Origin of the sequence: Kocuria sp. JC486 (assembly GCF_011602805.1) — a bacterium.
GTDB classification, from domain to species: Bacteria; Actinomycetota; Actinomycetes; order Actinomycetales; family Micrococcaceae; genus Kocuria; species Kocuria soli.
The window spans coordinates 1-18207 of the sequence record NZ_JAAOZS010000004.1 but is presented as its reverse complement, the minus strand read 5'-3'; the positions used below and the strand labels follow the sequence as shown (position 1 = coordinate 18207).

The following is an 18207-nucleotide window of genomic DNA, read 5'->3' as shown; positions in this document are numbered from 1 at the left end:
CTCCGTGCTCGGTCCCGAGGGGCGTGGCCGGTCTTGATCCGCCGTCGCCGGGTTGAGAACAGAAGCGACCGTCCGGGAAGCGGGAAAGCAGGGAAGTCCTGGGGCCGCCGTCCACGACGGCGGCCCCAGGGTTCAGATGCCCAAGGCCTTGTTGATGATGGCCATGAGCAGCTCGCTGACGGTGTCCGAGGCGATCACGGCCGCCATGACCCCGCCGAACGCGGCCGCGGCGAGGAGCACGATGGCGTACTCCACGGTCGAGGCGCCGAGATCGGGGTCGGTTGCCAGCACCTCAGTGCCGCGGGTGACGATCTCGCCCTCCATGGGAGCGGTGGCTTCCAGGGCCTCGGCTGCGGACGGGGTGTCGGTGATGTGGTTGGGAGTCATCGGTCTTCCTCTTTCTTGTGATTTCCTACGATTCCCCTCCCCGGTTGGGGCGGGGGTCCGCCGCAGCGGGTGCTGCAACGGGGTTGGGAGGGGTGGTGTGTCAGCACCACCGGACGGCCTATCCGAAGAAGTCCGGTACCAGGCCGATGAGGACGGGCACGATGCCCCAGGCGATGAAAGCCGGAAGGGAACAGAGCCCGAGGGGGACCACGAGTTGGACGGCCAGGCGTTCGGCCGCGGCCTCTGCGCGCCGGTGCTCTGCACGCCGCACCTGCGCCGAAGCTGCGCGGAGGGCGGAGGCGGACGGAGCACCTGAGACCGCCGAGAATGTGAGGGCGGATCGGAGGTCGTGGACCGGCAACGGCAGGGAGCCGGCTGCAGACCAAGCCTGCTTCCACGGCAACCCCAGGCTCAGGCCGTTGCCGACTGTCCGCAGCGCTGCCCCGGAAGGACCGTCCACGGTCTTGCCGAGGACCGTGAGACTGCGGTCCACGGGGACGCCGGCGTCGAGCATGGCGGCCACCAGCTCGACCAGCACACCTGCGGACACCGGGGTCTCGACGGTGGCCTCGTCCCCGGGCTCGGACACCTCGGACGGGTCCTCGGAACCGGAGCGCGGGGCCGTCGGCAACGCCTTGAACGATCTGGACTGCCCGTTCGGCATCCACCAGGTCAGCAGGGCAGCGGTCAGGAGGAACGCGAGTAGTGCCGTCACCAGGCCCGTGCCGATGGTGTTCATGCCGTCACCTCCCGGCGCCCGAGCCGTGGCTCGGCCGACGATCGGGGTGCCCGGCGGCGGGCGGGCTCCCCCGGGGAGGTGTGCGCGGCCCCTTCGGCCCGACGGACCATGCGGCCGGTCCACAGACGCCCGATCACGGTGAGGACCGCGCCCACGAGGCCGGCTCCGATTCCCCACGGGGTGGCCAGCAGAGTCCTGAGCGGGTCGGCCCCGATCAGGTAGCCCAGGCCCAGGGCCAACACCGGCAACCAGGTGAGAATGCGAACCGTTGCGCGGGAACCCGCGAGCGCGGTCTCTCGTGCTGCCGCTGCATCCAGATCGGCTTCCGTTGCTTCGGCCAGGCCCTCGAGCAAAGCGGCCAGGGGCGCACCGGTGCGCTCGGACACCTCCCAGCACCGTGCGAGATCTGCGAGCACCCCCCGCTCAACGCGGCGCAGGCGGCGGTTGTCCGAACTCGGATCAGCCGCAAGTTTCCGCATGGTCTGCGACGGGGCGCGGCCGACGGTCGATCCCCGGGCCACCGTTCGGCAGACGTCTTCCAGTCGCCGCCCGGTGGGAGTCGGATCAGGGGACTCGGCCAAGGACTCGGCGGCGACCTCGAAGGCCGAACTCGGTGTACGACCGACCTGCAGCAAGGCCGCCAGTTGACGCATCCAGACGACCCATTCAGCGGCTTCGGCGGCCACGTTGCGCCGATGACGGCGCACCTGGCGCAGCAACAGCCCGCCACGAGACCCGGCGACGTTCTCACCTGTGGCACTCACGTCACGGTTGCGACGGCCCGCCCCCTCCGCCCGAGTGGAAGGCTCGGCGGAGGGGTTGTGGAGGAACGAGTCCGCCAATCGCCCGCGCCGGCCCGTGGGCATGATCAGCAGGATCAGGGCCAGGAGCACAAGGACTGTGATGGTCACGGGGATCATCGCCGTTCTCCCCTTTCGGCCAGGTCCAGGAACCGCTGCCACGCAGGACCGTGCTCGTAGTCGGCCCCGGAACCCGAGGTGACGAGTCGGCAGGCGGAGCTCATGTGCAACACCCCGTCCTTCTCGTCGAGCAGCGCGACTGTTTGCAGGGCCCGCCGGCTCCCTCGGCGGTCGAGATGGATCACCAGGTCGAGGGCTGACCCCGCCTGCAGGGCCACGGCCTCACTGGTCATGGCGCCCAACGCGCCGAGTGCCGCCAGACGGGCGGGAACCGCCCGGGCGGAGTTGGCGTGAACGGTGCCCGCCCCCGTGTGCCCCGTGTTCAGCGCCGTGAGCAGCTCGCGGACCTCGGCACCGCGACATTCCCCAACGACGATGCGGTCCGGCCGCATCCGCAAGGACTGCCGCACGAGTTCGGCCAGCTCGATCGCGCCGCTGCCTTCGACGTTCGCGTGACGGGCCTGCATCCCGACGACGTGCGGGTGTTCGGGCCGCAGCTCGGCGGCATCCTCGATGAGCACGATCCGCTCATCCACCGGGCAAGCGCTCAGCAGGGCATTCAGGACCGTGGTCTTGCCCGCTCCCGTGGAGCCGGTGACCAGGAGGTTCGCTCCCCCGGCGGTGGCCGCCAGCAGCAAACCCAGGACCTCCGCGCTCACCGTGCCGCTGTTCACCAGGTCGTCCACGGTGATCACGTCGCGGTGCCGGAAGCGAACCGAAATCAGGGTTCCACCGGTGGAGATCGGGGGCAGGACTGCGTGCACCCGCATGCCGTCCGGAGTCTGCACGTCCACGCACGGGTGGGCTTCGTCCAGTCTCCGGCCGGCCGAGGAGATCAGTCGTACGGCCAGGGCCCGGACTTCGTCGTCCCCGGCGAAGGGCGAGGGAACCCGCACGGGACCAGCGCCGGCCTCCCACCAGACGTCGTCGGCGCCGTTGATCCACACGTCCGTGAGTCCGTCCTGCGGCAGCATGTGCTCGAGCGGCCCCAGGCCGGTGAGTTCGGCGCGGATGCTGCGCACCGCGTGCAGGGTGCCCCCGGCCCCGAGGACGTGCCCGGAGGCCCGCACCGCCCGGGCGATGCGCGCGTCCGTGACCCGCCCGCCGTCGGCCAGCAGGCTCTCGCGGACGATCTCGAGCAAGGCCGGGTCCACCCGGGAGAACTGCTGTGTCTGCACGTGCGTGCTCATCAGAACCCACCCCCTCGGGTGCCCCCGGAGACCGGGCTCAGCACGTTCGTCAGTTCGTCCCAGATCTGGGAGACGGACTGCGCGTGCGACCGTTTGCCGCCACGGTCCAGGAGCCGCCCGGTTTCGGCCGCCTCGGGCACCCGTCCGTCGAACCTGATGTGTCCCACGGGTTCGCGGCCGAGGGCCTCCGTGACCAGGGCGTCGTCGACATCGGCCACGTCCACCCCGCACAGCACGCACTCCACCCGGGCCGGGGCCAGCAATTCGGTGGCCCGGTGGGCCGCCAGGACGCCCCGCACGGTACGCGGCAGGGTCAGGAGCACGACGTCGCAGTGTGTGGCCAGCGCTGTGTCCCCGGCCGTGACCCGTCCCAGATCCACGACGACGGCGTGGGCTGCCGTTCGCAATGCCGCCAGGACGGGAAGCCACGGAACCTGCACGGGTGGGTGCGGGGCGCGGTCCCAGGAGAGCCAGCGAAGGTCGTCATGGTCCACGTGGCCGGGCAACAGGGGCCACAGTTGCTCCGCCCGGAGGACGCCGTTGGACCGGCACAGATCCGGCCACCGCAAGGCATCGACCGCTTCCAGGCCCAGCAGGACGTCCAGGCCACAACCGTCGGGATCCGCGTCCACGAGCACGGTGCGGGCACCGTTGTCAGCGGCGTCCGCGGCCAGCCAACACGCCAGGGTCGAGGTCCCCACACCTCCGGCGGCACCGGCCACTCCGACGACGACGCCGGGCCCACCGGCGCTCTCCTGCGCCCGGGGAGACAGACGGTCCGCGAGCCAGGCTTCCGCCTCCGGCAGCACCGCCACCGGGCAGCCGCCGAGCAGTGCGGCGGCGTCCCACAGGCCGGAGTCCTCCGGCCGCCCCAGGAGCACGACTTCCCCACCGGCGTCGTCGCGGATGCCCGCCGTTGCCAACGAGCGCACGTCGTAGAGCTGAACGTCCACGGCTCCCACCGCCGCCCCCGCCACCGAGACCTTCAGGGTGGCGCCGGCAGACGCGCAGATCCCCGACACCAGGTGTCGCAGCGCCGAGTCCTCGGTCTGGAGTCCGACCCGCAGACCCTCGCCGTCGTTCGAGTCACCGTTCGAGTCACCGAACGACTCACCGGACGAGTCACCGGACGAGTCGTCGTACAACGTCCCCGGGTGGGTCTGCCCGCCCCGACCGGGGCGTTCCACCGTTGCCCCCGCGTGCTGTTGGGGGTGTTCGGCGGACCAGGGCACCTCCCCGGTCACCTCGTGGGGGAATTCGCCGGCTGAGCGGCGTCCCGAGGTGCGTGTTGTGTTCATGCCCACAACGGTGGACCCGCTGCACCGGGCGGCGCTGAGGCCCGGCGGTCAGATGTGTGTCCAGCCCGGTGGAACCTTCCGGCCACTCAGGTGTGGAGTCCGATGTTCGGGGGCACTGACCGGAGGACGGGCAGAATGGGCGCGTGTTCGTCGTCGTCACCCACGCAGCAGCTCAGGGCTCCGGCCCGTCACCGGGCACCGCCACGTCCGGTGACGCAACAGGTGACGCAGCGGGTGAGTTCACTGTGCAGGCTGTCTCCGCGCACGGGCGCCTCCTGGGCGAACCCCGCGTGGTGACCGCGGCCGATCTCGCCGCCCAGATCCGACGCCGTTCGGGCAGCCACGACGCCGACCTCGCAAACCCCGGCCCCAGCGCAACAGACCCCACCGCAACAGGTCCCTCCCTCCGAACCAGTACCGCCGACGCAGCGGGAACCGCAGCCCCTCGGTGGGTCTTCGAACGCAGCGTCACCGCCCTCCCGCCCGTGTTGGCGGCGGACCCGGACCTGCGGGCACCGCACCTGCACGACCTGCGGCTGGTGCAGTCGATCCTGCTCCGCGCACACACCGCACCCGGTTCCGGGGTCTCCTATCGTCCGGTCCTGGAGCCTCTGCCGGCATCCCAGCATCCCGGAATCGCCCCGGAACCGCCCGTGCGCTCCGTGTGGAACGGACCGGGCGAGGGACAGTTGGGGCTCTTCGACGCCGCACCCTCGTCCGGGTCCCCCGGGGACAGGTCGCAGCCGGCGGAGCGGATCGCCCCGGCCGTTGCAGAGCTCGGTGCCCAGATCCAGGCCATCGACAACTCGCGGGCCCCGGAAAAGCTCCGCCTGTTGGCTGCCCTGGAATCCACGGGAGCACTGCTGGCCGCGGATATGAACCGTGTGGGGATCCCGTGGGATTCGGCGGTCCACCGGAGACTCCTGGAGGAGGCTCTCGGCCCGGAGCCCGCGCCGAATGCGCGGCCGAGCCGGATGGGAGCGGCAGCCCGCCACCTGCGGGAGATCCTGGCGGCCCCGTCGCTGAACCCCGATTCCCCCCAGTCGCTGCTGCGCGGGCTGACGGACGCGGGCGTCCCCGTGGACTCCACCAACCAGTGGCTGCTCAAGGGCTGGGTCGAGGCTGCACCGGCCTCCACCCCGGGCGAACGTGCCCGCCGCGAGGCGCTGATCGAGCCCGTCCTCGAGTACAAGAAGATGTCGCGGTTGCTCACCGCCAACGGGTGGCGCTGGCTGGAGAACTGGGTGCGCGAGGACCGGTTCCACGCCGAGTACGTGGTCGGCGGAGTGGTCACGGGCCGGTGGGCCGCGCGCGGCGGAGGGGCCCTGCAGATCCCCAAGGTGGTCCGGTCGGCCGTGCGACCCGGGCCCGGGCGGAAACTCGTGGTCGCGGACGCCGCGCAACTCGAACCGCGCGTCCTGGCCGTCCTGGCCCGCGACGACGCCCTGGCGGACGCCTCGCGCGGCCGTGACCTCTACCTGTCCGTTGCCGAACAGGGCCGTGCGCGTCATTCCGGGCTCACCGAGCGGTCGCACGCGAAGGTCGCGCTGCTGGGCGCGATGTACGGTGCCACGACGGGCGACAGCGGACGCTTGGTTCCCCAGCTGACCCGGCTGTTCCCCAAAGCCGTGGCGTACGTCGAGCACGCCGCCGCGGTGGGTGAACGCGGAGAGCAGGTGTGCACCTGGCTCGGCCGCTGGTCACCGGCCCCCGACGAACGATGGCTGACCACCGTTGCCGACACGACCACCGCCGACGGCGAGCGCCGTGCCCGTTCGATGCGGCACAGTCAGGGGCGGTTCACCCGCAATTTCGTGGTGCAGGGCTCGGCAGCGGAATGGGCGATGGCCTGGATGGAACGCATCCGTTCGGCGCTCAAGCGGGAGACACTGGACGCCGACCTGGTGTTCTTCCTCCACGACGAAATCATGGTCGACACCGACGCCACTCAGGCTCCGCGGGTCGAGGACATCGTCCGCGCTGCAGCCGCCGAGGCCACCCGAATGGTGTTCGGCGCCGTCCCTGTGGAATTCCCGGTCACCGTCGCCACAGTCGACAGTTACGACCAAGCCAAGTGAAGTCTTCGCACGGGTCTGGGGCACCCGCCCGGAGGCACGGTCACCGCGGGGCAGGTCGAACGTCGTCGGTGTCCCACGGGCACCCCCACCCCGTCGCGGTGAGCAGGTGGTCCAGAAGGATCCCCGTGAATCCCCAGACCACGACGTCGCCGTCTCCACCGGCCGGGTCCGTGACCTCCCGGGGGATGCGAAATGCCGGTGACCGGTGTCGCATCCGGGGGAAGTCCGGGCCGGAGACCTGGACCTCTGCGTTGTGACGCCGCTGCGGGTCCACCAGGTCCAGCAGCGGAGTGCGGAAGACCAGGGAGGATTCACGGTGGTCCACGACGTCCACCGGAACCGGGCGGCTCCACCAACCGACCACGGGCGTGACCTGGTGGGCGGAGACCGCCAGCGGAGTCCGGGGCAACACACCCAGGACCTCCACACCGTCCGGGTCCAGTCCGGTCTCCTCCTGAGCTTCACGCAGCGCCGCCCGGACGTGGGCCGCCTGAGCGGTGCCGGCGGGCAGTTGCACAAGGTCTGCGGGGTCGTTGGGGTCACCGTCCTCGGGGTCCAGACGCCCGCCGGGGAAGGCCACCTGCCCGGGGTGGGCGCGCAGAGTGGCCGCCCTCTGCACCAGCAGGAGGTCCAGGTCGGCGGTCACGTGATCCGTGGTCGAGTCCTGGGATCCGTCGGCTTTCCGGTCGGCGGACACCACCGGCAGCGCGGAGGTGACCGCGGGGACGTCGTCGAGCGCGCCGAGCAGGATCAGAACGGCCGATTCACGCGTGGCGGACGGCGCGGGGAAGTCCTGGATCCGCAACGGGCCGCCGGTGTTGAGGTCCTGCACGGCGCGGATCAGGTCCGCACGGGCCTGGTGTTCGGTGGTGCCCATGGACCTCACAACTCCAGTCCGTGACCGGCCGAGCGCAGCTCCCGGCGCGTCATCCCGTCCAGGTATCCCGCCAGCAGGCCTTCGCGTCCCGCCGCGAATTCGTAGGTCAGCAGCTTGGCGGCGGCCTCCGGCTCCGTGGGGCCCGCACCGTAGGAGGGACAGAGATCTGCGACCGGGCACACCCCACAGGCGGGCTTCCGCGCGTGACAGATCCGGCGCCCGTGGTAGACCAGCCGATGCGAGAGGTTCGTCCAGTCCTTGGGTTCGAACAGCGCCATGACGTCGGCCTCGACCTTGTTCGGGTCCTCCTCCATGGTCCATTCGAAGCGCCGGGCCAGCCGCCCGAAGTGGGTGTCCACGGTGATCCCCGGCTGATCGAAGGCGTTTCCCAGGACGACGTTCGCCGTCTTCCGCCCCACGCCCGGCAATGTGACCAACTCGGCCAACGTCCCGGGAACCGCGCCGTCGAAGTCGTCCTCGATGCGTTGGGCGAGGCCCTGAACGGCTTTGGCCTTGGACCGGTAGAACCCCAGGGGACGCACCATCTCCTCCACCTCCGTGCGTTCAGCCTCCGCGAGCGCCTTCGGTGTGGGCCAACGGTCGAACAGCGCCGGTGTGGTGGCGTTGACCCGCACGTCCGTGGTCTGGGCCGAGAGCACGGTGGCCACCAGTAGCTCCCAGGCGGAACCGAAGTCCAGTTCGGCGACCGCGTACGGGTACGTCTCCCCCAGGACCACGTTGATCCGTCGGGCTCGCCGCTTACGTCCCAGGGCGGTTTCCCCGCGACCGGTGCGACGACGCCGGGACGCGCCCGCCCGGGCCTTGGCCGCGTCCACGATGCGCACGTGATCCGGCACCGGCCCACCTTCCGCGCGGTGCAGCGGGTGCGGCACGTCCTCCCGGCTGGGACCTTCGGCGGCGTTCGTCGTCATGACCCCGATGCTACGTTCCGCCGTCGCACCCGGATGACGGGCCGGACCTCCATGTCGTCACCCCGGAGTGACATCCCACGACGTACAACTTGGACACGTGTGGAATCGGAGGCCCACGGTGCTTTAAGGTCAGACCGAACATGTGACTCCCAGCACATATGCTGTGGCGTCCACGACGCCCGGGGCAACCTCCCGGGCCCGAGCCCCTTGGTAAGGAGCACACGCCGATGACCGAGCAGAACAACGACCTCCAGACCTACGCGCCCCCGCAGGTCTTCGTCGACCAGGCCAACGGAGGTCCCGAGCTCTACGAGCAGGCCGAGGCGGAGGGCACGGAGTTCTGGGCTCGCCAGGCCCGCGAACTGCTGACCTGGTCCAAGGACTTCACCACCACCCTCGACTGGTCCAACCCGCCGTTCGCCAAGTGGTTCGAGGACGGCACGCTCAACGCCGCCTACAACGCCGTGGACCGGCACGTCGAAGCGGGCAACGGGGACCGGGTGGCGCTGCTGTTCGAGGGTGAGCCGGGCGATTCCCGCTCCTACACCTACGCCCAGCTCAAGGACGAGGTCTCCAAGGCCGCCAACGGTTTTGCGTCCTTGGGAGTCGGCAAGGGCGACCGCGTGGCCGTCTACATGCCGATGATCGCCGAAGCCGTGATCACCATGCTCGCCTGCGCTCGCCTGGGGGCGATCCACTCCGTGGTCTTCGGCGGGTTCTCGGCCGAGGCCGTGCGTTCCCGCGTCGAGGACGGTGAGGCCAAGCTGGTGGTCACCGCGGACGGCTCCTACCGTCGCGGCAAGCCCACCACGCTCAAGCCCGCGGTCGACGCCGCCCTGGAGAAGGGCGGGGACTCCGTCCAGCACGTCCTGGTGGTCAAGCGCAACGGCGAGGACGTCGCCATGACCGAGGGTCGCGACGTGTGGTGGCACGACGTCGTGGACACCGCCTCCACCGAACACGCTCCGGTCGAGGTCGGGGCCGAGGACCCGCTGTTCATCCTCTACACCTCCGGGACCACCGGTAAGCCCAAGGGCGTTCTGCACACCACGGGCGGCTACCTGACCCAGGGTGCCTTCTCCATGAAGTACACCTTCGACCTCAAGTCGGAGACGGACGTCTACTGGTGCACCGCCGACGTCGGCTGGGTCACCGGGCACTCCTACGTCGCCTACGGCCCGCTGGTCATGGGTGCCACGCAGGTGATCTACGAAGGCACCCCGGATTCCCCGCACCGCGGCCGGTTCTGGGAGATCGTGCAGAAGTACGGCGTGACCATCATGTACACGTCACCCACGGCGATCCGCACCATGATGAAGTGGGGCGAGGACATCCCGGCGGAGTACAACCTCACCTCCCTGCGTCTGCTCGGCACCGTGGGCGAGGCCATCAACCCGGAGGCCTGGGTCTGGTTCCACCGCGTGATCGGCGGGGGCAACTGCCCGATCGTGGACACCTGGTGGCAGACCGAGACGGGTGCGCACATGATCACCCAGCTGCCCGGCGTGACCGTGGCCAAGCCGGGGTCGGCCCAGCGTCCGCTGGCGGGCGTGAAGGTCGACGTCGTCGACGAGATGGGTGAGTCCCTGCAGAACGGCCAGTCGGGCTTCCTGGTGGTCCGCGAGCCCTGGCCGTCCATGATGCGCACCATCTGGGGTGACGACGAGCGATTCGTGCAGACCTACTGGTCACGCTTCGACGGCATGTACTTCGCCGGCGACGGCGCCCGTTTCGACGACGACGGCGACATCTGGATCCTGGGCCGCGTGGACGACGTCATGAACGTCTCCGGGCACCGCCTGTCCACCTCGGAGATCGAGTCGGCCCTGGTGTCCCACCCGACCGTGGCGGAGGCCGCCGTCGTGGGTGCCGAGGACGAGACCACCGGTCAGGCGGTCGTGGCCTTCGTGATCCTGACGGACGACGCCGCACAGGAGGGCCACGACAAGGCCGAACTCGGTGAGAAGCTGCGAGCCCACGTGGGCCAGGAGATCTCCCCGATTGCCAAGCCCAAGCGCGTGCTGATCGTCCCGGAGCTGCCCAAGACCCGTTCGGGCAAGATCATGCGCCGTCTGCTCAAGGACGTCGCGGAGGACCGTCCGGTCGGCGACGTCACGACTCTGGCCGATCAGACCGTCATGCAGCAGATCGTGGACTCGCTGCGGGACTGAGCGCCCCGTCCAACCGCGGCCCCGCCGCCCGGTCGTGAGTGGTCCCGCCCATCACCTTCGATGGGCGGGACCACTCGTCTCCGGATGTACGCGGGCGGACTACTCACCCTGCGGAACAGGTTCCCGTGTCCACGGGCTGGTTCGCGTCGGCGGCAGCGCTCAGGACCTCCTCGAGGGTCCCGGCGTCGACGGCGTATCCGGCCGGATCATCCACCGCCTTCCCGAACACCACACCGATCACGTGTCCGTCCATGTCCACGAGCGGGCCACCGGAGTTGCCCTGCTGCACCTCACCGGCGAACTGCGTGACCCGCACGGGCTGAGAGCCGTCCACGGAACCCATCTCCGTGTACGCGCTCCCCTGAACGGTGGCCGGGCCGATGGACAGCGGTCCCGACTGCGGATAGCCGATGAAGGCCGCCTCCGTCCCGCTGCCCAGCTGTGCCAAGGCGTCGGCTCCGGCCAGGCTCAGCGGTTCCAACGCGAGATCCGGGACGGAGAGCACCGCCAGGTCGTGTTGGGGCTCAAACCGGACCACTTCGGCCGTCAGGCTCTGCCCCTCCGGCGTGAAAACCGTCACACCGTCGGTCCCCTGCACCACGTGGGCGTTGGTCACCACCTGACCGGGGGCCGTGACGAACCCCGAACCCGCCTGGTTGGTCCCACAGGCCGTCGCGGAGCCCAGGATGCGAACCGTGGAGGCCGAAGCCGCGGTCACCTCCGGATCGTCGACCTCGGTTCGGGGCGGTTCCACGGGCGGGTAGAGCAGTGCGTCGATCTCCCGAATGGCCGGGGCACCCGCGAGGTGTTCCTGGGCTGCCTGAATGCTGTCGAGCACCGGGGCGGGCATCAGGCGCTGCATGGTCTGGACGGTGCGCGAGCCCTCCAGCTGGGCCGCGAGCGCCGGGACGGGGACCTGTCGGAGGACTCCGGCAAGGGCGAGAACGACGACGACGCCGATCGCAAGCCCCAGTGCCCCACCCGCGGTGCGATCCAGGACCGTTGCCGTGGTGCTGCTCCTCGGGGGCGTCCCCAGCAGCCGCCCGAGAAGTGCCTCGCCCAAGGCCTGCCCTCCGAGCATGCAGACCACCAGGACCACGGCTAGCGTGACCACCTGCGCCCACCTGTCGGTTGAGATCACGTCCACGTGGGGAATGATCTGCAGCGCCAATACGAGGCCCAGCACCAGCCCCAAGGCACCCCCGGCGGTGCGCCCGATCCCTCTGAACACTCCGTGCAGCACGCTCACGCCGATCAGCAGGAGAACGACGAGGTCCACGACGTTGAACCCCTGGACCGCCCCGTCGCTGAAATCCATCAGCAGCTACCCTCTCCGGCCTGCACTCGGCGACCTTCCCTGTGCTCTTCCCTGTGGTCTTCTCTGCGTTCTTCCCTGTGCTGTTCGTACACTCACCCCGAGCGCACCAGCAGGCCTTCACAGTAGTGAGCCACGCTGAGGAAGCCATGTGAGGTCCCCGGGGCAACGCCCGCGCGTCGTTACCGTTTGGAATCACGGCGGGTCGCACTAAAGTGATAATGATGATGTCTACTGCGTCACACCGATGACCAGGACTATGAACGACACGAGGAGCATCATGGATACAGACGTCCTACGACGGGCACCGCTGTTCGCGTCCCTCGACGACGAAGCCTTTGCGGCGCTGACGGACGAAATCACCGAGGTGGAGCTCCCGCGCGGTGCCACGCTCTTCCACGAGGGCGACCAGGGCGACCGCCTGTATTTCATCATTTCGGGAAAGATCAAGCTCGGCCGCACCGCGAGCGACGGCCGCGAGAACCTGGTGGCCGTGATGGGGCCGGGCGAATTGTTCGGGGAAATGGCTCTGTTCGACCCTTCGCCACGCTCGACCGCCGCCACCGCCGTCTCCGAGACGCACCTGGCGGGTTTGAACCACGACAACCTCAAGAAGGTCATCGAGCGCAACCCGGCGGTGTCACAGCAGTTGCTGCAGGCCCTCGCGCGTCGTCTGCGCCGCACCAACGAGAACCTGGCCGACCTGGTGTTCTCCGACGTCCCTGGCCGTGTGGCCAAGGCCCTGCTGGACCTGGCCGACCGTTTCGGACGTCAGACCCCCGACGGCGTCCTGGTGGCCCATGAGCTGACCCAGGAAGAACTGGCGCAGCTCGTCGGAGCGTCGCGGGAGACCGTGAACAAGGCGCTGGCCGAGTTCGTCCAGCGCGGTTGGATCCGCCTGGAGGCGCGCGCCGTGGTGATCCTGGACCTGCAACGGCTCAAGCAGCGCTCACGCTGACCCCGTGCGCTCGTCCGGCCCGTGGTGGCCGGACAAGCGCAGGGAAATCAGTCACCAACCGGGACGCTCACCGACCGCCATCCGGGAGGACCGCCCCCGGGAACGCGGCGGGACCACGAGCTCGTACCCGCCGTCGGCCCGAACCTCCAGCACGGGTTCCCTGGGCGAGAGGTCTCCGGGTCGGGCGATGACCTCCACGACCGAGCGCGCCGGTGCCAGATCCTGGATCAGGCACGCGACACTTGCTGCCAGGAGTTCGCGCTGGGGTCTACCGACGGTCGCCGGGGTTCCCAGGGCGTCACCGAGCCAGCTGTCGCGGGACTCCCCTCCCGGGGACTCGGGCTGCGTCTCGTGGGTCCCGCTATTCCTGGGAACCTCCACACCGAGGTCGAGATGGCGGGCCAGTTGACTGAGGTTGACCCAGGCCCCGCCGCGCGAATGCCCGCTCAGTTCGGTCACGCTCTGCCGCTCCGGGAGAATCACTGCGAAGTAGCGGATGTCGAAGCGCCGGTGCAGGAACTCGGGAGTCACCCATCGGGAAACCGGCCACAACAGGTCGGTACGCAGACTGAGGTGACGCTGCACCAGCAGGTCTCGCAGGCTCAGTTCCAGGCGGTACAGCTCGTCGCGCACTGCGGACCAATCGCGTCCTCCCACGGTCTGCACGGTCGAGTACTTGTCGGCACCGGCCAACAGGATTCCGGTGATCTCGAACAGTTCCCGGGCCGCCGTCACCGTGACCCGCCGGGCTGCACCGACGTCATCGTTCCACCGCCGACCCCATTCGATTGAGGTCGGGCCGATCCACGGCAGTGGGTCGTCGTCGCCGGCCTCCACCGGGCCGCCGGGAAAGTTCACGGGACCAAACGGTGAGCGTTTGGCGTGCGTCGTCAGGTAGGTCTCGACGCCGTCCGGGCTGTCGCGCAGAAGGATGACGGCGGCCGCGTCCACGGGCGAGACGGGTTGCAGGGAGCCGCCCGCGTCGAGCCAGACCCCGGCCGCCTGCCAGTACTCCGGCAGAAGCGGAAACCGACGCGGGCGGCGTGAGGGGTCAGGCGAATTCGGCAACCAGTTCCACCTCGACCGGCGAGTTGAGGGGAAGCACGGCGACCCCGACGGCGGACCGCGCGTGTACGCCCGCGTCGCCCAGGACGTCGCCCAGGAGGTGGGAGGCACCGTTGATCACGGTGGGCTGGGCGTGGAAATCGGGGTCAGAGGCCACGAAGCCCACCACCTTGACGACGCGCACGATGCGGTCGAGATCCCCGATGACTCCCTTGACGGCAGCCAACGCATTGAGCGCGGCAACAGCGGCCAGCTCGGCGGCCCGGTCAGCAGAAACCAGGCCTTCGCCTTCGCCGACTTTGCCGAGTTCGCGCAGGTTGCCGTCCACGAACGGAAGCTGGCCGGAGGTGTGGACGTAGTTCCCCGTGATCAGAGCAGGGACGTAGACACCAGCCGGCGCGGGAACCTCCGGGAGTGTGCGTCCGAGTTCGGCGATACGAGTCTCCACCCGGTTGGCCATGCTCAGCTCTCCTTGGGTCGCTTGAAGTAGGCGATCGGGTTGGTCTGCGCCGGGGCGTTGACGGCAGCGTCGGGTGTGGAGGCCTGCTGCGTGCCCGGGAGAACTGCCACCAGCTCCCACCCCTCGGAACCGAAGTTGTCCAGAATCTGCTTGGTCGCGTGGATCATGATGGGCGCGGTCATGTATTCCCATGTGGTCATGACCCCCACACTATCGGGTTGTGGAGGGGCCACGCCCCGGGTCCCCGGGGTTCCCAGGTACGGCTTGTAAACTGGCGGAATGGCATCCTCCAACTCTTCCGCGGACAGTAGCGGCAGCTCCACACTCGGGCGGGTCGTGGCGTTCATCGCCACCAGCCTCCTGGCAGGCCTGGTGGTCACCGGGCTCGTCTTTCCTCCTGCCGCGGCGATGGGGATGGCCGCCAACGGCTCAATCGGGTGGTTCAAGGACCTGCCGACGGACTTCGAGGACGGCCCACTCTCCGAGTCCTCCACGGTCTACGCCCGCGACGGGAAAACGGTGCTCACCAAGTTCTACTCGGAGAACCGCACCCCCGTGAGCTTGGACGAGATCTCGCCGAACATGAAGGACGCAATCCTCTCCATCGAGGACCGCGACTTCTACAACCACGGTGGCGTCTCGGTCGGCGGCATCGCCCGCGCGATCGGCAACAACCTGATCGGCGCCGGAGGTCGTCAGGGTGCCTCGACGATCACCCAGCAGTACGTCAACAACTTGATCATCGACCAGGACGTACGCGCCGGCCGCGACCCCTCAACCCTGGGTGCCAACAAGGGCTACGCGGACAAGCTGCGTGAGGTGAAGCTGTCGATGTCCATGGAGCAGGAGAAGTCCAAGGACGAGATCCTCGAGGGCTACCTCAACATCGCTTTGTTCGGCCCGCGTAACTACGGAGTGGAAGCCGCGTCCCAGTTCTACTGGGGCATCCCTGCCTCCGATCTGAGCGTGGCGCAGGCCGCGACCTTGGCCGGCCTGGTGCAGTCGCCCGCCTATTACGATCCGGCGACCAACCCGGAGAAATCCGTTGAACGACGCAACGTGGTGCTCTACACCATGCTGGACGAAGGCAAGATCACCCAGAAGGAGTACGACGAGGCCAAGGCCGAACCGCTCGACCTGGACCTGCACCCCACCCAGGCCGGCTGTACCGCTGCCGAGGACGCGCCGTACTTCTGCGACTACGTCGAGAACCAGATCCTGGCCTCCGACGAATTCGGTGCCAACCCCGAAGAACGTCTGAACACGCTGGAGCGGGGTGGGCTGGACATCGTCACCACCTTGGACATGGACGCCCAGAAGGAGGCCAACAAGGCCGTCAACGAGACCCAGCCGCGCGACGACAACGAGGAGAACATCGGCAGCTCGATGGTCTCGGTGGAACCGGGGACCGGAAACATCGTGGCCATGGCGCAGAACACCTACTACACCGCCGAGCAAGGTGCCTCCAACACCACATACAACTTCAACACCGACACCTGGGACGGCGGCACCGGCGGCTACCAGGTGGGCTCGACCTTCAAACCCATGACCCTGCTGGGTTGGGTGGATGCCGGACACTCCGTCAAGGAGCAGGTGGACGCCGACAAGATGTCCTACCCGGCCGACTTCCCGTGGAAGGCCTCCTGTGTGGACGGCGGCGCGATCTTCGAACCGGGCAACGACGGCACCGGCTTCTCGTTCGAGAACGCCTCCCGTGGGTTCAACCGCAAGATGTCGGCGGACTACGGGATGTACAACTCCGTCAACTCGGCCACCTACGCCATGGCCTCCGAACTGGACCTGTGCCGCATCGGTCAATTGGCAGAGGACCTCGGCATCCACAACGGCCAGACCGGTGAACCGGTGAACACCACTCAGCTGTCGGCCCTTCTGGGTGGCTCCGACGACAACATCTCGCCCATGACCATGGCCACCGCCTACGCGACCTTCGCCAACGACGGCGTGCGCTGTGACGCCCGCGCCTTCCTCTCCATCAAGGACTCCCGGGGCAAGGAGTACGACGTCCCCGAGCCCAACTGCGAGCGGGCGATCAGCGAGGACGATGCTCGAGCCGTGAACTACGTGCTCAAGGAGGTCCTGGTCAGAGGGTCGGGTTACAAGATCGGGATCGACCTGCCGAATGCCTCGGCGGGCAAGACCGGCACCACGGACAACTCGACCCAGACCTGGGTGGTCGGTTACACCAAGGGACTGTCAACCGCTTCCTGGGTGGGCAACTACCTTGAAGGCTCTCGGTCCCTGAACGACGTCTCCATCGGCGGCGACACCCCGGCGTCGCAGACCTCCGACCCGGACGACTGGGTGGACGGCTCGACCTACGCGGGTGGGCAGTGGCAGCGCTTCATGCAGGCCACGGCCCGTGACTACGACACGTCGACCTTCCCGGACCCGCCGTCGAACCTGACTGCTGGTAGCGGGTCGAGCCCGGCCCCCGCCGCCGGGGCCGGTGCCGCGGCGGACTCCGCCGTCGACCCGGACACGGACAACTGACCCGTGAGATCCACACAACGATGACGATTCAGACGAGCCGACTCGCGTCCGTGGCCGCCACTTCCTTGGCGGCCACGGCCGTATCCGGGGCTGCCGTGACCGGGTGGGCGGTGTTCGGCGAACGACGACGGTTCCGGGTCCGGCACGAACGACTCGCCGTCCTGGCTCCTGGCGCCACCGATCTGCGAATCCTGCAGATTTCCGACCTGCACACGGTGCCCGGCCAGGAGGCCAAGAAGCGCTTTGTCCACGGCCTGGCCGAACTCGAACCCGACCTCGTCCTGGACACGGGCGACAACCTTTCGCACCCCCAGGCCCTGCCCTACTTGCTGGAGATCCTGGAACCGCTGCTGAAGTTACCCGGTCTCTACGTTCCCGGTTCCAACTGCTACTTCGCGCCCATGCTCAAGAACCCGGCCCGGTACCTGTGGAAGTCCTCGACCTCGGACGAGGACCGGACGCAGGCGCAGCTGCTCCCGTGGCGGCAGATGCACCGCGCCTTCGACGAGGCCGGCTGGGTGGGGGTGATCAACCGGGCCGACCGCGTGAAAGTGGGCGAGCACGTCATCGACGTGTCCGGCGTGGACGACCCACATCTGGGGTACGACCGTCACCCGGGCTTCCTTGCCCCCGACCAGCCCGGTTCGGGCCGTGGTCGATTCACCGACCCCGGCACGGCACCGTCGTCGTTGCGACTGGGCCTCACCCACGCGCCCTACCTGCGCGCACTCAACCGGTTTGCTGACGACGGCGCCGACCTGGTGGTGGCGGGTCACACGCACGGCGGTCAGGTGTGTCTGCCGGGTGGACGAGCTCTGGTCAGCAACTGCGACATCGAGCCCGAACGCTGCAAGGGAGTCACGTCCCAAAAGGGCGTACCGGTCCAGATCTCCGCGGGCCTGGGCGAGTCCAGGTTCGCCCCCGTGCGGCTGTTCTGTCCCCCGGAAGCGGTCCTGATGACGCTCACCGCAAGGGCCTGAGGCCCCCGCCCGACGGATTTCACTTCCCGTGGCCCAGCCCGTATGATGATCGGGTTGCTCACGGGCTCACGGCCCGGTTGAGTGCATCGGGATGTGGCGCAGCTTGGTAGCGCGCCTCGTTCGGGACGAGGAGGTCGCAGGTTCAAATCCTGTCATCCCGACATCGTGAAACCCCCGAACCCTCATGGGTTCGGGGGTTTTGTCATGTCTGCGCGCGACCACACCGTTTTGTGTCGAACACACCGGGATACACGGGGGGGTCGACACAAAACGGTGTGGTCGGCAGAGGGAGCACCCCGTTTCCCGCACCTGTGAACGGGGGGAAA

Annotated in this window: 16 protein-coding genes and 1 tRNA gene; 6 read left to right on the top strand and 11 right to left on the bottom strand. The window is 68.9% G+C overall.

Annotation, left to right across the window (positions count from 1 at the left end; all coding sequences use genetic code 11):
* Window positions 1-132 precede the first annotated feature (132 nt).
* From GWK18_RS03325 to ssd, 5 genes are all read right to left on the bottom strand, one after another.
* On the bottom strand, window positions 133-387 hold the full coding sequence (locus GWK18_RS03325) for a DUF4244 domain-containing protein (RefSeq protein ID WP_123823480.1): 255 nt from the start codon (window positions 385-387) through the stop codon (window positions 133-135).
* A 118-nt stretch (window positions 388-505) separates the two neighbouring features.
* A complete protein-coding gene (locus GWK18_RS03320; RefSeq protein WP_123823481.1) occupies window positions 506-1126 on the bottom strand; it encodes a type II secretion system F family protein in 621 nt (206 codons plus the stop codon).
* Complete coding sequence (locus GWK18_RS03315; protein WP_233568572.1) at window positions 1123-2037, bottom strand: type II secretion system F family protein; 915 nt, start codon at window positions 2035-2037, stop codon at window positions 1123-1125. The genes GWK18_RS03320 and GWK18_RS03315 overlap by 4 nt, the downstream gene beginning before the upstream one ends.
* Before the next feature lie 5 nt (window positions 2038-2042).
* Window positions 2043-3236 (bottom strand): TadA family conjugal transfer-associated ATPase, encoded by a 1194-nt coding sequence (locus GWK18_RS03310; RefSeq protein ID WP_166833229.1) that lies wholly within the window; start codon window positions 3234-3236, stop codon window positions 2043-2045.
* A complete protein-coding gene (gene ssd / locus GWK18_RS03305; RefSeq protein ID WP_166833227.1) occupies window positions 3236-4534 on the bottom strand; it encodes a septum site-determining protein Ssd in 1299 nt (432 codons plus the stop codon). The genes GWK18_RS03310 and ssd overlap by 1 nt, the downstream gene beginning before the upstream one ends.
* A gap of 143 nt (window positions 4535-4677) precedes the next feature.
* On the opposite strand from ssd, the gene GWK18_RS03300 reads away from it, so the two are divergent.
* A complete protein-coding gene (locus GWK18_RS03300) occupies window positions 4678-6612 on the top strand; it encodes a bifunctional 3'-5' exonuclease/DNA polymerase (protein WP_348535823.1) in 1935 nt (644 codons plus the stop codon).
* 40 nt (window positions 6613-6652) lie between these two features.
* On the opposite strand, the gene GWK18_RS03295 is transcribed toward GWK18_RS03300, so the two are convergent.
* Both GWK18_RS03295 and nth read right to left on the bottom strand, forming a co-directional pair.
* Window positions 6653-7489, bottom strand: coding sequence for a CoA pyrophosphatase (locus GWK18_RS03295; RefSeq protein WP_166833225.1), 837 nt, complete (start codon window positions 7487-7489; stop codon window positions 6653-6655).
* 5 nt (window positions 7490-7494) lie between these two features.
* On the bottom strand, window positions 7495-8421 hold the full coding sequence (gene nth, locus GWK18_RS03290) for an endonuclease III (protein WP_166833223.1): 927 nt from the start codon (window positions 8419-8421) through the stop codon (window positions 7495-7497).
* Window positions 8422-8648: 227 nt separating this feature from the next.
* On the opposite strand from nth, the gene acs reads away from it, so the two are divergent.
* On the top strand, window positions 8649-10592 hold the full coding sequence (acs, locus tag GWK18_RS03285; RefSeq protein WP_166833221.1) for an acetate--CoA ligase: 1944 nt from the start codon (window positions 8649-8651) through the stop codon (window positions 10590-10592).
* Between the two features lie 103 nt (window positions 10593-10695).
* On the opposite strand, the gene GWK18_RS03280 is transcribed toward acs, so the two are convergent.
* Window positions 10696-11910, bottom strand: a complete 1215-nt coding sequence (locus GWK18_RS03280) for a MarP family serine protease (protein ID WP_123823487.1) — start codon at window positions 11908-11910, stop codon at window positions 10696-10698.
* 277 nt (window positions 11911-12187) lie between these two features.
* Here GWK18_RS03280 and GWK18_RS03275 point away from each other — a divergent pair, with 277 nt between their 5' ends.
* Window positions 12188-12865, top strand: coding sequence for a Crp/Fnr family transcriptional regulator (locus tag GWK18_RS03275; RefSeq protein WP_047689648.1), 678 nt, complete (start codon window positions 12188-12190; stop codon window positions 12863-12865).
* Between the two features lie 51 nt (window positions 12866-12916).
* Here GWK18_RS03275 and GWK18_RS03270 read toward each other — a convergent pair whose 3' ends face one another.
* From GWK18_RS03270 to GWK18_RS03260, 3 genes are read right to left on the bottom strand one after another with little or no spacing between them, the layout of a single operon-like run.
* The gene (locus tag GWK18_RS03270) at window positions 12917-13933 is read right to left on the bottom strand and encodes a hypothetical protein (RefSeq protein WP_166833219.1); all 1017 of its coding nucleotides are present in this window, start codon (window positions 13931-13933) and stop codon (window positions 12917-12919) included.
* A complete protein-coding gene (locus GWK18_RS03265) occupies window positions 13917-14390 on the bottom strand; it encodes a RidA family protein (RefSeq protein WP_123823489.1) in 474 nt (157 codons plus the stop codon). Before GWK18_RS03265 ends, GWK18_RS03270 begins: the two co-directional genes overlap by 17 nt.
* Before the next feature lie 2 nt (window positions 14391-14392).
* Window positions 14393-14590, bottom strand: a complete 198-nt coding sequence (locus GWK18_RS03260; protein WP_123823490.1) for a hypothetical protein — start codon at window positions 14588-14590, stop codon at window positions 14393-14395.
* A gap of 79 nt (window positions 14591-14669) precedes the next feature.
* Between GWK18_RS03260 and GWK18_RS03255 the strand changes: the two genes are divergently transcribed.
* From GWK18_RS03255 to GWK18_RS03245, 3 genes are all read left to right on the top strand, one after another.
* Window positions 14670-16901 carry a transglycosylase domain-containing protein gene (locus GWK18_RS03255; RefSeq protein ID WP_166833217.1) on the top strand — a complete coding sequence of 744 codons (2232 nt, stop codon included), beginning with the start codon at window positions 14670-14672 and terminating at the stop codon, window positions 16899-16901.
* 20 nt (window positions 16902-16921) lie between these two features.
* Window positions 16922-17881, top strand: a complete 960-nt coding sequence (locus tag GWK18_RS03250; protein ID WP_166833215.1) for a metallophosphoesterase — start codon at window positions 16922-16924, stop codon at window positions 17879-17881.
* A gap of 87 nt (window positions 17882-17968) precedes the next feature.
* Window positions 17969-18042 (top strand) — tRNA-Pro (locus GWK18_RS03245).
* The last annotated feature ends 165 nt before the right edge of the window (window positions 18043-18207 follow it).